Origin of the sequence: Streptomyces sp. NPDC002580, from assembly GCF_042889485.1 — a bacterium.
Classification (GTDB): Bacteria; Actinomycetota; Actinomycetes; order Streptomycetales; family Streptomycetaceae; genus Streptomyces.
In genome coordinates, this window is the sequence record NZ_JBIAQZ010000004.1 from 150,991 (window position 1) to 166,205 (window position 15,215).

Consider the following 15,215-nt stretch of genomic DNA (forward strand, 5'->3'; position numbering starts at 1 on the left):
GGGCGGCGGGCGGCGGCCTCATTTGGACAGCTCCAGCGTGGGGACTCCGGGCGGGTTCAGTCCGAAGACCTGCGCGTACAGGGAGAGTTCGGCCTCCAGGGCGCGCACCACCGTCTCGGCACGGCGGAAGCCGTGCCCCTCCCCCTCGAACGCGATGTAGGCGTGCGGCACCCGGCGGCCCCGTTCCTCCAGCGCGGCCAGGAAGCGTTCGCACTGCGCGGGCGGGCAGACGACGTCGTCGAGTCCCTGGAGCAGCAGGAAGGGGACGGCGATCCGGTCGGCGTGCGCGGTGGGCGAACGCTCCGCGTACCGGCCCGGCACCTCGGCGATCGGACCGATCAGCGATTCCAGGTACCGCGACTCGAAGTCGTGGGTCTCGCCCGACGCCCACTCGCTGAGGTCGAGGACGGGATAGAGGATCGTGCCGCAGGCGTAGACGTCGGTGGCGACCAGCGAGGACGCGGCGGTCCAGCCGCCCGCGCTGCCACCGCGGATCGCGAGCCGCCGCCGGTCGGCGGTGCCCTCCTCGGCGAGTGCCAGCGCGACGGCGGCACAGTCCTCCACGTCGACGACGCCCCACTGTTCGCTCAGCTGGTTGCGGTACTCCCGTCCGTGACCGGTCGATCCGCCGTAGTCGACCTCGGCCACGCCGATTCCGCGCGAGGTGAAGTAGGCGATCTCCAGGTCGAGGACCAGGGGTGACCGGCTGGTGGGGCCGCCGTGGACCCGTACGACGTACGGCGGGAGCTCGTCGGCCCGGGCGACGTGGTCGGGGTGGTGCGGCGGGTAGACGTGGGCGTGGATCTCGCGTCCCTCGGGCCCGGTGAAGGCGCGGATCTGGGGTTCCGGGTAGTACGCGGGGTCGACCGGGTCGTCGTGCGCGGCGCCGATCACCCGGGCGTGCCCGGTCCTGGCGTCCAGTTCCACGACCTCGTGCGCGCTGCGCGGGCTCGCTCCGACGCCCACGATCCTGCTGCCGCGCACGGCGAGCGTCGGCGCGAACTCGGTCCAGGGGCCGGCGTTGTCGACGAGTTCACCGGTCTCCGGGTCCAGTATCCCGAGGACGGCGGCGCCCCGTCCGTGCACGACGGCGATCAGACCGGTGGCCAGGGGCGCGAACCAGCGCTGTCCGATCTTCCAGAGGGGGCCGCCGAACTCCTCCTCGCGCGGACAGAGGGCGATCGCCCCGCCGTCCGTGCCGAGGCGGTGGAGATTCCACCAGCCGGTGCGGTCACTGGCGTAGAGCAGCGTGCCGTCGGGCGCCCAGTCGACCTGGACGACGGACTCCTCCGGGCCCCCCGCGACGGTCCGGGGGCCGGACAGCGTGCCGTCGTCGGTGACGTCGGCGAGGATCACCTCGGTGCCGTCCCACGGCATCCGCGGGTGGTCCCAGGCGATCCAGGCGGCCCTGCGCCCGTCGGGCGAGAGCCGGGGCCCGGTGACGAACCGGTGCCGTCCGTCGGACAGTTCCCGCACGGCGTCCCGGTCCCGCGCCGCCGATCCGTCCAGCGGCACCGCCACGAGGACGCGGCGTACGTCGGTGGGTCCGTCGCCGGTGAACTCCTCCAGGACGCACCACACTTCGCCTCGCTCCGTCCGGATCTGCGGGTCCACCCAGCGCAGTCCGCCGCCCACCGGCGAGACCGGGGTCAACGGGCGTGGTTCACCGCCGGGTTCGAAGCGGTAGAGGCGCTGGTCGTCGAAGCCGACGAAGACGACCAGCGGGCCTTCGGGGAGCATGACTCCCGCCCACGGGTGACCGCCGTACTCCATGACGCGACTGCGCACGTTCCAGGGGGCCGGGAGCACCGTCTCCTCGCTGCCGTCCTCCTTGCGCCGGACCAGTGTGCGCCGCCCGCCCTCGGCGGGCCGGGGCTCGGTCCACCAGGCCTCGTCCCCGACGAAGCCGACGAACTCGGGATGCCCGTCGTGGGCCGCGGCCAGTGCCGCGTCGATCGGCGACGGCCAGGAGCCGTATGGCAGAGTCCGCATCTCGTCCCCCTAGGCCGTGCGCAGAAAGCGGTCGAGGACGCGGACGCCGAAGTGGAGCGCCTCGACCGGCACGCGCTCGTCGACTCCGTGGAACAGCGCCTGGTAGTCGAAGCCCTCCGGGAGCTTGAGCGGCGCGAAGCCGTATCCGGTGATGCCGAGGCGGGAGAACTGTTTGGCGTCCGTGCCGCCCGACATGCAGTACGGCACGACGTGGCCCTCGGGTGCGAACTCCTCGACGGCGGCGCGCATGCGCGCGTACGTCGGGGAGTCCAACGGCGCCTGGAGGGCGACCTCGCGGTGGTGGAACTCCCATTCCACGTCGGGGCCGGTGAGTCGGTCCATCGTCGTGCGGAACTCGTCCTCGCCACCGGGCACGTACCGGCCGTCGACGTACGCGACGGCCTCGCCCGGAATCACGTTGATCTTGTAGCCGGCGCTCAGCATGGTCGGGTTGGCGCTGTTGCGGACGGTCGGCTCGACCAGCGCGGCGGCCGGTCCGAGCTTTCGCAGGAGGGCGTCCACGTCGTCCAGGCCGCCGTCCACGCCGTACAGGGCGGCGAGTTCGGTGAGGGCGGCCCGCACGGTCGGGGTGAGGCGGGGCGGCCACTCGTGGGCGCCGATGCGGGTGATCGCGGCGGCCAGCCGGGTCACCGCGTTGCTCCGGTTCACCTTGGAACCGTGGCCGGCCCGCCCCCGGGCGGTGAGTTTGAGCCATCCGGTACCGCGCTCGCCCGCCGCGATCGGATACAGCTGCCGTCCGCTGCCGTCGTGGAAGGTGAACGCCCCCGATTCACTGATCCCCTCGGTGCAGCCCTCGAAGAGTCCGGGATGCTCGTCGGCGAGGAAGCCCGAGCCGTCCTCGGCACTCGCCTCCTCGTCGGCGGTGAAGGCGATGACCAGGTCACGCCGGGGCCGCGCGCCCTCGCGCGCCCAGGACCGGACGACCGCGAGGATCATCGCGTCCATGTTCTTCATGTCGACGGCGCCCCGCCCCCACACGACCCCGTCGCGGATCTCCCCCGAGAACGGGTGGACGCTCCAGTCCTCCGCCCGCGCGGGCACCACGTCCAGATGACCGTGGACGAGCAGGGCGTCGGCGGACGGGTCGGTGCCCTCCAGTCGGGCGACGACGTTCGTCCGCCCTTCGGTCCGCTCCAGGAGCGTGGGTTCGAGACCCGTCTCGGCCAGCAGCGCGGCGGCGTACTCGGCCGCGGGGCGTTCCCGGCAGTCGCCGCCGCCCCGGTTGGTGGTGTCGATCCGGATGAGGTCGGAAGTGAAGCGGACGACCTCGTCCAGTGCCCGTGCGTCAGCCATACTGCTCCTCCACCGCGGCCGAGACGATCGTGGTGACCGCCTTGAAGGTCCGAATCCCCTCGTACATGGTGTCGCTGGTGTACGCGACCTTCCGCTCCCCGATCCGGCCTACTCCGGGCACGACCGTGGCGGCCATCGCCAGGTGCTCGGCGTCGAATTCCAGGGCGATGGTGAACGGTCCGGCGACGGCCGGCTCGTGCCGCACCGCCAGCGCCGCCGCCTCCTTCGCCGCGGCCCGGATGTCCGCGGCGGTCCTGGCCGGTGTGCGGCACACGGCCGCGTACCGCGAGACATGGTCCTTCACGGCGACCTTCGGCGCCTCGGGCGCGTACCCCAGCGCGTCCTCGCACGCCACGTCGTCGCCGGTGACCAGCACGACCGGCACGCCGTACTCGGCGACGACGCGGGCGTTCAGCAGGCCTTCGCTCGCCCGCTCGTCGTCGATCCACACGCCGGTGATCGAGTTCGCCAGATAGGTGTGCGCGAGGACGCCCTCCATGCCGGCTCCCGCGTGGTAGCCGACGAACGCGATGCCGTCCACGTCGCCGTGCTGCACGCCCTCGACCATGGAGAGCGACTTGTGCCGCCCGGTGAGCATCTCGGCTCTCTCGTCGAGCTTCTCCAGCAGCAGGTTCCGCATGCTCCAATGCGCCTCGTTGATCAGCACCTCGTCGGCGCCGCCGTCGAAGAAGCCGAGCACCGCGGCGTTCACGTCCGAGGTGAACAGGGCGCGGCAGCGCTCCCACTGCGGCGTCCCCGGCAGCACGTCGGCCGGCCAGGTCACGCCCGTGGCGCCTTCCATGTCGGCGCTGATGAGGATCTTCATGCCCAAAACCGTACGCGCTCCGGCCCGGGCCCGGCAGAGCCTGTGGACAACTCTCACCGGTCCGGACCGCCGGCGTCACCCGGAACGGCCCGCCACCAGCCACTTCGACGGAAGCTCGATGAGGGTGCCGTCGGGCAGGTGCTCGGTCGTGACGAGCGGGAGTTCACCGCTCGCGAGGACCGTGAGGCCCGCCGCGCGCACGTACCCGGGGACCGCCGCGTCCGCGACCTCGCCGGGGGCGATGCCGTGCCGGAACACCGGGGCCAGCTTGGGCGGAGGTCCGTCCGCGCTCTGGGCGAGGCCCCGCAGGATCGAGCCCGCGGCCTCGGCCAGTTCCACGAGGAAGACCCGGCCCCGCTCCCCCACCAGGGTGGCGAGACCGTCCGCCAGCGGCTGCCGGTCGTCCGGCTCGGCCTGGTGGAGCACGCCCCGCATATAGACGTTGGCGTCGCCGAGCTCCGCGTGCAGCACCTCGGTCTCGGCCTTGTCCGTCGCGTCGAGCAGCCGGTAACGGGCCACACCCGCCGGGTCGGCGTCGCGGGCGCGGTCGAGCGCCGGCGCCGCCAGGTCGGTGCCGACGACCCGCGGGAACCGGTCGGCGAAGTAGCGGGTCTGGGTGCCGTTGCCGCAGCCGAGGTCCACGAAGGGCAGGTCGGCCGCGGCCAGGTGCGGTTCGAAGAGGGCGAGATGGACCCCCGCCGTGACCGCGGGCGCGGCGTCCCAGAGGACCTCGCCCTGTTCCGCGGGAGCCTCGCGCCAGAAGCCCTCCCAGGCTCCCCTGTACCGACTGTTCACGCTCATGCCCGCTCCCGGGGTCGCGACCGCGCCCGCCTGGACCCGGCGGGCCTGTTCGGTCTATCGCGCCCGGAGCGCGACGACAAGCGGACGGCGCGATGCTTCACCGCTCTTTCGAACCGTGTACGCCCCGGTGCGCCGAGTGAGCCCCTGCCGGGTGAACGTCGCACGGACGGATCAGCGTCGCGGGAGCGTCAGTTCGAACCACACGGTCTTGCCCGCGCCGGTCCGGCTGGCCCCCCACTCACGGGACAACGCGCTGACGAGCCGCAGGCCCCGTCCGAACTCGTCGCCGGGACCCGCGCTGAGCAGGGTCGGGAGCGTCTGGTCGTCGTCGTCCACCTCGCACAGCAGGGTGTCCCCACGAACGAGCCGCAGCTCGATCCGGCGGCTGCGCGTGTGCCGTACGGCGTTGGTGACGAGTTCTCCCGCCATCAGCCCGGCGTTGTCCGCGAGCCCGGTCAGACCCCAGGCGTGGAGTTGTTCGTGGACGACGGCGCGCGCCCTGCCGACCTCTACCGGGTCGAGCGCGAGGCGCCACACGGCGACGTCCTCGGAGCCGATCCCGTTGAGCCGGGCCAGGAGCAGGGCGACATCGTCCTTGCGCCCGCCACGGGTGTTGAGCGCGCGGATGATGGTGTCGCAGGCGTGGTCCATGGAGGCGGCCGGGTGGGCGGCGGACTCGCAGAGGGTGGCGAGGCCGACACCGATGTCCTCACCGCGCACCTCGACCAGCCCGTCGGTGCACATCACGAGGCGGTCGCCGGGTGCCACCGGTACGCGGACCGCCTCGAAGGGCACTCCGCCGACCCCGATGGGCGCGCCGGTGGGCAGGTCGAGCAGCTCGCTGCGACCGTCCTCGGCGCGGACCAGGACCGGCGGGATGTGGCCCGCGTTGGCGAGGCGCAGCTCGCCGGCGATCGGGTCATAGACGGCGTAGAGGCAGGTGGCGAGGTAGTTGTCGCCGAGACGCTGGGCGAGGTCGTCGAGGTTGCGCAGAAGCTGGGCGGGCGGCAGGTCCAGCGCGGCCATGGTCTGCACGGCGGTCCGCAACTGGCCCATCATCGCAGCCGAGTTGAGGCCGTGGCCCATGACGTCGCCGACGACCAGGGCGGTGCGCGAGCCGGGCAGCTTCACCGAGTCGAACCAGTCGCCGCCGACCCGTCCGAGGAGTGTGCCCGGCAGATAGCGGGTGGCGATGTCGCAGCCGGCCATGCGGGGCGCGATGGTCGGCAGCATGCTGTCCTGGAGGGTCTCGGCGACACTCTCCTGGTAGGTGTACATGCGGGCGTTGTCCAGCACCAGGCCGGCCCGGGCGGCCAGTTCGGCGCCGGTGACCCGGTCCATGTCGTTGAACTCGACGCGCTCCGGATGACGCAGCAGGATCATGAACCCGAGGACCACGTTGCGGGCCTTGAGCGGTACGACCAGCATGGAGCGGTCGGTGATGAGCGGCCTGATGTCGCGCTTCTCGAACTGCGCGGCGATCATGTGTCCCATCCGCTCGCTGATGCGCGGCACGAGGACGGGCTCACCGCTGGTCATGCACTGGAAGAAGGGCGTGTGCGCCGGGAAGGGCATGGCCTCGCCAACCGGTACGACGTCGTCCCAGCGGCCGGGCTCGTCCGTGTGCTCCAGGGCGACCCGGTGCCACATGGTGGTCGTGTCGGGCACTCCGTCGGGAAAGCCCTCACCGGCGACGACCTGCTCGCGCAGATAGGTGCCCGCCACGTCCGTGAAGCGCGGTACGACGGCCCGGCTGACCTCCAGGATGGTCTGCGTCAGGTCGAGGGAGGTCCCGATGCGCCCGCTGACCTCGTTCAGGAATTCCAGGCGCTCGCGCACGGCGACGTACTCGAGGTCCTCGCCCTCGTCCGGGACGTCCTCCGTCGTCGGCGCGCCGGTGGCCGCGGCGCGGGCCGCCCGTTCGCGGCGCGCCCTGCGTTCGGCGCGCCGGGGCACGCCCCACTCGGGGGTGACCGGAACCCGGTCGTTCTGGCTGAACTCCAGGACGGGGTAGCCCAGTTCGAGGACCTGCCCGACGATCCGGACGCTCTCGCCGACGCTCATGCTGGGCAGGATCTCGGGCAGCCGGCGGGCCAGTTCCTCGGCGCCGGGGAAGTCGGTGTGCAGCGCGAAACCGGGTGCGATGCGCTCGAAGGAGACGTCGTCGTCCTCGTGGCGCATCGCGGCCGCGTCGGCGGCGAGCACGAGCAGCCGCTCCGTGCCGGGCCCCACCAGCGGGTAGGCCCACCACAGGACGTCGACCCGGCCGGGTCCGCCGGCGGTGAGCCGGGCGCGTCCGGCGGCCGGGTAGGAGAGCCGCCCGTCCAGGGAGGCCTCCAGGCCGGGCCCGAGCCCGTCGTAGGTCGCGAAACTCCCGAAGTGGACCCCGTCCGCGTCCTCGGGGAGCGCGCCGGAGACGGGGAGCAGATCGACGGCGTGGCGGCCCAGTGCCTCGTCCTTGGAGACGCCGAACAGCCGTCGTGCGCCGCTGCTCCAGTGCGAGACCAGCCCGGCGCGGTCCACGACCACCACGGCCAGCGGGATGCGACCGGCCGCGGTGCGGTCCGCCTCGCCGTTCCCGGCTCCGCGGCCGGGAGCTGCGCCGACTTCGGTGCCACGGTCCATGGCCCAGGCCCTCTCTCCCCACGGCTCCGCGAGAACCGTGCCGCCTTCACCACCGTACGGCGGCGGTCCGTCGCGATGTGCGGCAATACGGGAATCGACCTCGGCGGGGGCGGCTCCGGCGCGCGGCGCGCCCCCGGCGGGGAGGTCCACTCGAACGGGAAGGGGCCCGGCACACCCTGGGGCAGGGCCCCGCCGGAACTACTTCTCGGTCTCCGTCGCGAGGTTCTCGAGCAGCGCGTCGTAGATGCGGCCGAGGCCCTTGGGCGCGAAGGTCCTCTCGAAGAAACCGCCGACGCCGCCCGCGCCGTTCCAGACGCTGCTGACGACGACGCGCGACCTGCCCTCGCCGGCCGGGGTCACCCGCCAGGTGGTGACCATGGAGGAGTTGCGGTCCTTCTCGACGAGTTCGCCGTCGGTGGGCCGGCTCACCACCAGCAGGCAGTCGCGGACGCGCTTGCTGGTGGCCTGGAGCTTCCAGTGGACGAGGGTGCCCTCGCCGTCGCCGCCCTCGCGCACCTCGTACTCGCTGAAGTGCTCGGGCAGCAGCTTCGGGCGCGTGCCGCTGTAGTCGGCCAGGGCGTCGAACACCTTCTCCGCGTCCGCCGCGATGACCCGCTCCGTCGTGGCCTCGACCTGCGCCATGGCACTTCCTCCAGCAGTTGGTTCCTCGGGGTGTGCGGCCAGCCAACCACCCGGCGCCCCGGGCGCCCAAATCGGGGTGCCCGCGGGAGGGGCGGTCCTGCCCGGCGCGCCGGGAAACCGGATCGCACGATCAAGGGAACATGTGTTCTATTCTCTTCCCAGTGCTATCGAGGAGGCGCCATGCGCTGGGAGAACCTGACGGCGGAACCCGCCGGGGCCCCCGCCCGGGACGCCGCGCTGTTCGGCGCGGACGCGGTGACCACACGGACCTTTGACACCCCGGAGTTCCGCGGCATCACGTTCCACGAGATACGGGCGCGGTCGATCGTGAACCGGGTGCCGGGGGCCTCCCGCATGCCCTTCGAGTGGACGGTCAACCCGTATCGCGGCTGCACGCACGCATGTGTCTACTGTTTCGCCCGCAAGACGCACAGCTACCTGGACCTCGACACCGGTATCGACTTCGACTCCCAGATCGTGGTGAAGGTCAACGCTCCGGAGCTGCTGCGCCGCCAGCTGGCCTCGCGCCGCTGGCAGGGGGAGCACATCGCGATGGGCACCAACGTCGACTGCTACCAGCGCGCGGAGGGCCGGTACGCGCTGATGCCGGGCATCATCGCGGCCCTGCGCGACCACGCGAACCCCTTCTCGATCCTGACGAAGGGCACGCTCATCCTGCGCGACCTCGATCTCCTGAGGCAGGCGTCCGAGGTCACCGACGTCGGGGTCTCGGTCTCCGTGGGCTTCACCGACACCGAGCTGTGGCGCACCGTGGAGCCGGGCACACCGGCCCCCGAGCGCCGCCTGGACGTCGTCCGCGCGCTGACGGACCACGGCATCGGCTGCGGCGTCCTGATGGCCCCGGTGATCCCCTTCCTGGGGGACCACCCCACCCAGCTGCGCTCCACCGTGCGGGCCGTCGCGGAGTCGGGAGCCACCTCGGTGACCCCGCTCGTCCTGCACCTGCGACCCGGCGCCCGCGAGTGGTTCATGGCCTGGCTGGAGCACCACCACCCGCACCTCGTGAAGCGCTACGAGCGGCTGTACGCGGAGGGGGCCTACGCCCCGAAGTGGTACCAGCGCCGGATCACCCGTCAGGTCCACGAGCTGGCCCAGGAGTACGGCATCGGCCCCACGCGCGCGGGAATGCCGCGCAGGATCACCGCCCCCGAACCGGCACCGCCCGCGCCGACCGGGCCGACTCAGCTGACGCTGCTCTGAAGGCCGTCCATCGGTCCGCCGCCCGCCCCGCGCGCCCTTCCGCGAAACCGTGCGGTCCAGGCGCCTCCTGAGATCGCCCCGGGTGGCATCCGAGCGCATGCCTCGGCCCAATCGGGTCGAGTCCCGCCGTGACAGGTTCCTCCGGGGGCCCACCACGGCACGATACGGCGAAGGCCGTGGCGTGCACGGCTCAAAATCCTCCGTCCTGGGAGGCCTTGTGAAGAAACGCGCAGTTGCTCTGTGCGGAGCGGCAGCCGTGCTGGCCGGGATGATCACGTCGGCCCCCGCCGACGCGGACGCCGGTTCCGCGGCCTCACCGCGCACCACCCGGACCGCGAAGCCCACCTGGAAGAAGTGCGGCACCAGCGACTACCCGACGCTCCAGTGCGCCTCCCTGAAGGTGCCGCTGGACCATGAGAACCCCTACGGCAAGCGTGTCACCCTCGCGCTGTCCCGCGTCCCGCACACCGCGAAGACGTACCAGGGACCGCTGCTGGTGAACCCGGGCGGTCCCGGCGGCAGCGGTCTGACGCTGGCCGGATTCGTCGCCGCCTCGCTGCCCAAGGCGGTGGCGGCGCAGTACGACGTCATCGGCTTCGACCCGCGCGGCGTCGGCGCGAGCAAGCCCGCGCTGGACTGCGAGCCCGGGCACTTCAAGCCCGTCCGTCCCGACTCCGTACCGAGCACCAGGGCCGTCGAGAAGGCCAATCTCGACCGCGCCAAGTCGTTCGCCGAGGCGTGCGGCAGGAAGTACGCGGACCTGCTGCCGTACCTCGACACGGTGAGCGCGGTCCGGGACCTGGACGCGATCCGCGGCGCGCTCGGCGCCAAGAAGATCAACTACTTCGGGTACTCGTACGGCACCTACCTGGGGGCCGTGTACGCCAAGCTCTACCCGGACCGGGTCCGCCGGCTGGTCCTCGACTCCATCGTCGACCCCACCGGTGTCTGGTACGACGACAACCTCGCCCAGGACTACGCCTTCAACGACCGCCACCTGGCGTTCCTGGCGTGGGTCGCCAAGAACGACACCGCGTACAGGCTCGGCACCGATCCGGCCAAGGTCGAGGCGAAGTGGTACGCGATGCGCGCGGCCCTCGCCAAGCACCCCGCCCAGAAGAAGGTGGGTGCCTCGGAGCTGGAGGACACCTTCATCCCGGGCGGTTACTACAACGGCTACTGGCCCTACCTCGCCCAGGCCTTCGCGTCCTACGTGAACAGCAAGGACTCGGACCCGCTGGTCGAGGCCTACGACAACTTCGCCGCCGTAGACGCGGCGGGCGACAACGGCTACAGCGTCTACACGTCGGTGCAGTGCCGTGACGCCTCCTGGCCGCGCGACTGGCACCAGTGGCGCGAGGACAACTGGGCGGTGTACGAGAAGGCGCCGTTCATGGCCTGGAACAACGCCTGGTACAACGCGCCCTGCGCGTTCTGGCCCACGGACTCGCTCCGGCCGGTGGACATCTCCAACCGCCGCCTGCCGCCGACCCTGCTCTTCCAGGCGACCGGCGACGCGGCCACCCCGTACGAGGGCGGCGTGACCGTCCATCACCAGCTGCGCGGCTCCAGCCTGGTGGTCGAGCAGGGCGGCGGGAACCACGGCATCACGCTGAGCGGCAACGCCTGCCTGGACAAGTACCTGGCGGCGTACCTGGCCGACGGCAAGGTGCCGCACGGCGACGGCGAGGTCGACGCGGTGTGCGACGCGCTGCCCGACCCGAAGCCGCTGAGCACGAAGACGGCGTCGACCTCCTCACGGGGTTCGGCACTGCACGGCCTGCTCGGCTACCGGGGCTGAACCTCCCCCGGACCGCGGCCCGTCGGGGGCGTTGTCGGACCCATGGTCCACCATGGACCCATGAGTGAACCGACGCGCGTCCCCGCCCCCGACGGGGTCGCCCCCGCCGCCGCGTACGCCCACGTCGTGGCGGCCACGGGCCGCTTCGTCGCGGTCTCGGGCCAGCTCCCGCTCGACGAGCACGGCGCACTCGTCGGCGAGGGCGACCCGGCGGCGCAGGCCCGTCAGGTGTTCGAGAACCTGCGGCGGTGCCTGGCCGCCGTGGACGCCGGCTTCGAGGACGTCGTGAAGCTCACCTGCTTCGTCACGGACATGGCCCATCTGCCCGCGATCCGGGCGGCCCGCGCCGAGCACATTCCCGCCGACCGCCTTCCGGCCTCCTCGGCGGTCCAGGTATCCGCGCTGGTGAGACCGGAGTTCCTGATGGAGATCGAGGCGTACGCGGTGACCGACGCGTGAGCGGGCTCCTTATCCGTGAGATGACCCTCGCCGACTGCTCGCGGGTGGCCGAGATCCGGGTGCTCGGCTGGCGGCGCGCGTACGAGGGACTGATCCCGCGGTCGTACCTGGACGGGCTGAGCGTGACCGAGGACGCGGCCCGCCGCCGCGACCGCCTCGAACAGGGCGACGGCACCGTGGTGAACCTGGTCGCGGAGCGCGCCGGCACCGTGGTCGGCTGGGCCTGCCACGGACCGGACCGGGACAGTGCGGACCGGGACAGTGAAGTCCGCACCGGGGACGTCGAGTTGTACGCGATCTACGTGCATCCCGATCTGCTGGGCCAGGGAATCGGACAGGCGCTGCTGCGGGAGTCCGCCCGCCGCTGCGCGACGGCCGGGCACGGGCGCATGCTGCTGTGGGTCCTCGAGGGGAACGCCCCGGCGCGCCGCTTCTACGAACGGGCGGGCTTCCTCCCCGACGGCGCCGAGGAGCCCTTCGAGGCGGCCGGGGTCGCGGTGCCCGAGCTGCGCTACGCACGCCCCCTGACCGGCACCGGCCTCGACTGAGAACCACCCGGCCCCGACCGACGGCATCGACGGACCGGCATCGGCCGGCCGACATCGGAACGACCCGCACCGGGCCGCCGACATCGACTTCGGCACCGGCTTCGGGTTCGGCACCGACGCCTGTACCGACCGGGACATGCCGACCGCCGCGCGCGCATACACGCCGACGGCCGGGCGCGGACGTACGCGCCGGTACGCCTAGACCTGTTCCTTCGGGAGTCGGGCCAGCGCGCGCACCGCCGTCTCCGCGAGCGCCGGGTGGGCCAGCGCCTCGTTCAGGACCGGGCGCGCGCGGGCGTCGCCCAGGGTGCCGAGGCCCTCGGCGCACGCGAGGGCGACCGCGCGGTACGGATCGCGCGGGCGCAGCCTGCGTCCCAGGGTCGTGATCAGCGCGGGCACGGATTCCGGGGCGCGCAGTTCGACCAGCAGCCGTACCGGCTGGAGGGCGTAGGCGACCCGGAGTTCGTTCGTCGCGAGCGCCGCCGCGGCGCGGGCCGTACGCGGGTCGCCGAGCCGGGACAGGGCGCGCGCGGCGGACGCGCAGCGCTGCGGATCGCGGTGGTTGAGCAGCAGGACGAGCGCCTCGAAGGCCCGTCGGTCTCCGGCGGTGCCGAGCCGGAAGGCGCCCAACTCCCGCGCCCAGAGCGGCTGCCCGGGATCGGTCAGCGCGGCCGCCAGCACGTCGGGATCCTCGGTGGCCGCGAGACGTTCGTACGCCGCCGCGTCCCGGGCCCCGGCCTCGGCCCGTAGACGCTCCGTGAGTGATCGCAACGCTTCGTCCATGGGGCCGAGCCTATGCATGCCCGTGAGGTGCGGGGACGTACATCACAAAGTCGGGGACTGGCGCGCTCGTTACCGGCGAGTTAAGCTCAGACGAGCGAGTTACCCACTCGCATCCAACTCGTGGTGGCCTGGTGACGCAGCCATCGCGAGCGCAGTCGGTTCGGTACTTCAGGTACCTCAGTACGACGTGGCTCCGGGACAGGGCCGGTCGGCTTCTCCGCCCATGGGCGTCCGTTCGTCGGCGCTCCGGGACGGCACCGGGCGTGTGCGCTCGTCAGCCCGGCAACACCCGCAACCTCCGCACCGTGTGCGCCTGTCGGCGTACCCGCGTGCGCTCCTCAGTCGTCACCCTCTTCAGGAGTCCCGCGATGGCCACTCCCCTGTCCGACACCTCCCTGTCCCCCCTGCGGACCGTCGCCGTCATCGGCCTCGGCACCATGGGCACCGGCATCGCCGAGGTCCTGGTCCGCGCCGGCCGTGACGTGATCGGCATCGACATCAGCGAGGCCGCGACCATCCAGGCCGTGGCCACCCTCGAGGCCTCCACGGCCCGCGCCGTGCGCCGTGAGCACCTCGACGAGCGGGAGCGCACGGACGCTCTCGCCCGCTTCCGCACCTTCACCGACCTCGCGGCCGCCGCCGAGGCCGACCTCGTCATCGAGGTGACCCCGGAGTCGTACGAGATCAAGCAGCAGGTCTTCCGGGCGCTCGACACGATCGTGCGCCCCGGGGCGATCCTCGCGACGGGCACCAACGCCCTGTCCGTGACGCGGCTGGCTGCCGACTCGGCCCATCCCGAGCGCGTGCTCGGCCTGCACTTCTTCAACCCGGCGCCCGCGATGAAGCTCGTCGAGGTCGTCTCCTCGGTGCTGACCGCGCCGACGGCCGTCGCCGCGGTCACCGACCTGGCGATCGAACTCGGCAAGGAGCCCGTCGCGGTCGGCGACCGCCCCGGTTTCGTCGCCGACGGGCTGCTGTTCGGCTACCTCAACCAGGCCGCCGCGATGTACGAGGCGAAGTACGCCTCCCGCGAGGACATCGACGCCGCGATGCGGCTCGGCTGCGGACTGCCGATGGGCCCGCTCGCGCTGCTCGACCTGATCGGCGTGGACACCGCCCGGACGGTCCTGGAGGCGATGTACTCCGAGTCCCACGACCGGCTGCACGCCCCCGCGCCGATCCTCAAGCAGCTCAGCGAGGCGGGCCTGACCGGGCGCAAGTCCGGGCGCGGCTTCTACTCGTACGAGGCGCCGGGCAGCGACGCCGTCGTGCGGGACGCGCTGACGCCCCTGGAGGACGCCGTCCTGGCCGAGGGCCGCATCATCCGCTCGGTGGGTGTCGCGGGCTCCGGCACGATGGCCTCCGGCATCGCCGAGGTCTTCGCGAAGGCCGGGTACGAGGTCGTCCTCGCGGCCCGTACGGAGGAGAAGGCGCAGACCGCGAAGGCGCGGATCGGCAAGTCGCTCTCCCGCTCCGTCGACAAGGGCCGGATGACGGCCGAGGCGGCGGCGAAGACCCTGGAGCTGATCACTCCGACCGGCAGCTACGACGACTTCGCCGAGGTCGATCTGGCGCTGGAGGCGGTCGCCGAGGACCTGGAGATCAAGCAGCAGCTGTTCGGCACGTTCGACAAGGTCTGCAAGCCCGGCGCGATCCTCGCCACCACCACCTCCTCGCTGCCCGTCGTCGCCTGCGCCCGCGCCACCTCGCGCCCGCAGGACGTGATCGGCATGCACTTCTTCAACCCGGCCCCGGCGATGAAGCTCGTCGAGGTCGTGCGGACCGTGCTGACCGCGGACGACGTGCACGCGACCGTGCGCGAGGTCTGCGGGAAGATCCGCAAGCACCCGGTGGACTGCGGTGACCGCGCCGGCTTCATCGTGAACGCGCTGCTGTTCCCGTACCTGAACAACGCGATCAAGATGGTGCAGGAGCACTACGCCTCGCTCGACGACATCGACGCCGCGATGAAGCTGGGCGGCGGCTACCCGATGGGTCCGTTCGAGCTGCTGGACGTGGTCGGTCTCGACGTCTCGCTGGCCATCGAGAAGGTCCTGCACCGCGAGTTCCGCGACCCGGGGCTGGCCCCCGCGCCGCTCCTGGAGCACCTGGTGGCCGCGGGCTGCCTCGGCCGCAAGACGGGCCGCGGCTTCCGCGAATATGCCCGCCGCTGAGCGTCCGGGCGACCTGTTCGCTGACGACA

Annotated in this window: 12 protein-coding genes; 5 read left to right on the forward strand and 7 right to left on the reverse strand. The window is 72.3% G+C overall.

All coding sequences use genetic code 11. The features are described 5' to 3' along the window. Positions 1-18: 18 nt before the first annotated feature. The 6 genes from ACFYW7_RS14795 to ACFYW7_RS14820 all read right to left on the reverse strand — a co-directional run bounded on the left by ACFYW7_RS14795 (position 19) and on the right by ACFYW7_RS14820 (position 8,200). Entirely contained in the window at positions 19-1,992 is a 1,974-nt protein-coding gene (locus ACFYW7_RS14795; protein WP_389501927.1) for an LpqB family beta-propeller domain-containing protein, read from the reverse strand. Positions 1,993-2,001: 9 nt separating this feature from the next. After that, positions 2,002-3,306: a M20/M25/M40 family metallo-hydrolase gene (locus tag ACFYW7_RS14800; protein WP_389501929.1), complete on the reverse strand. Its 1,305-nt coding sequence runs from the start codon at positions 3,304-3,306 to the stop codon at positions 2,002-2,004. After that, entirely contained in the window at positions 3,299-4,132 is an 834-nt protein-coding gene (locus ACFYW7_RS14805) for a M55 family metallopeptidase (protein ID WP_389501931.1), read from the reverse strand. The genes ACFYW7_RS14800 and ACFYW7_RS14805 overlap by 8 nt, the downstream gene beginning before the upstream one ends. 75 nt (positions 4,133-4,207) lie before the next feature. Continuing rightward, positions 4,208-4,933: a class I SAM-dependent methyltransferase gene (locus tag ACFYW7_RS14810; RefSeq protein ID WP_389501933.1), complete on the reverse strand. Its 726-nt coding sequence runs from the start codon at positions 4,931-4,933 to the stop codon at positions 4,208-4,210. 171 nt (positions 4,934-5,104) lie between these two features. Continuing rightward, positions 5,105-7,558 carry a SpoIIE family protein phosphatase gene (locus tag ACFYW7_RS14815; protein ID WP_389501935.1) on the reverse strand — a complete coding sequence of 818 codons (2,454 nt, stop codon included), beginning with the start codon at positions 7,556-7,558 and terminating at the stop codon, positions 5,105-5,107. A gap of 198 nt (positions 7,559-7,756) precedes the next feature. After that, a complete protein-coding gene (locus ACFYW7_RS14820) occupies positions 7,757-8,200 on the reverse strand; it encodes an SRPBCC family protein (RefSeq protein WP_389501937.1) in 444 nt (147 codons plus the stop codon). Positions 8,201-8,380: 180 nt separating this feature from the next. On the opposite strand from ACFYW7_RS14820, the gene ACFYW7_RS14825 reads away from it, so the two are divergent. From ACFYW7_RS14825 to ACFYW7_RS14840, 4 genes are all read left to right on the forward strand, one after another. Beyond that, a complete protein-coding gene (locus ACFYW7_RS14825) occupies positions 8,381-9,421 on the forward strand; it encodes an Rv2578c family radical SAM protein (RefSeq protein ID WP_389501939.1) in 1,041 nt (346 codons plus the stop codon). 217 nt (positions 9,422-9,638) lie between these two features. Beyond that, positions 9,639-11,222, forward strand: coding sequence for an alpha/beta hydrolase (locus ACFYW7_RS14830; protein WP_389501941.1), 1,584 nt, complete (start codon positions 9,639-9,641; stop codon positions 11,220-11,222). A 60-nt stretch (positions 11,223-11,282) separates the two neighbouring features. After that, on the forward strand, positions 11,283-11,681 hold the full coding sequence (locus ACFYW7_RS14835) for a RidA family protein (protein WP_389501943.1): 399 nt from the start codon (positions 11,283-11,285) through the stop codon (positions 11,679-11,681). Continuing rightward, positions 11,678-12,229, forward strand: coding sequence for a GNAT family N-acetyltransferase (locus tag ACFYW7_RS14840; RefSeq protein ID WP_389501945.1), 552 nt, complete (start codon positions 11,678-11,680; stop codon positions 12,227-12,229). The genes ACFYW7_RS14835 and ACFYW7_RS14840 overlap by 4 nt, the downstream gene beginning before the upstream one ends. A gap of 198 nt (positions 12,230-12,427) precedes the next feature. Here the strand turns inward: ACFYW7_RS14840 and ACFYW7_RS14845 are convergent, their stop codons facing one another. Beyond that, the gene (locus ACFYW7_RS14845) at positions 12,428-13,012 is read right to left on the reverse strand and encodes an adenylosuccinate lyase (protein WP_389501947.1); all 585 of its coding nucleotides are present in this window, start codon (positions 13,010-13,012) and stop codon (positions 12,428-12,430) included. 368 nt (positions 13,013-13,380) lie between these two features. Between ACFYW7_RS14845 and ACFYW7_RS14850 the strand changes: the two genes are divergently transcribed. Then, positions 13,381-15,186 (forward strand): 3-hydroxyacyl-CoA dehydrogenase family protein, encoded by a 1,806-nt coding sequence (locus ACFYW7_RS14850; RefSeq protein ID WP_389501949.1) that lies wholly within the window; start codon positions 13,381-13,383, stop codon positions 15,184-15,186. The last annotated feature ends 29 nt before the right edge of the window (positions 15,187-15,215 follow it).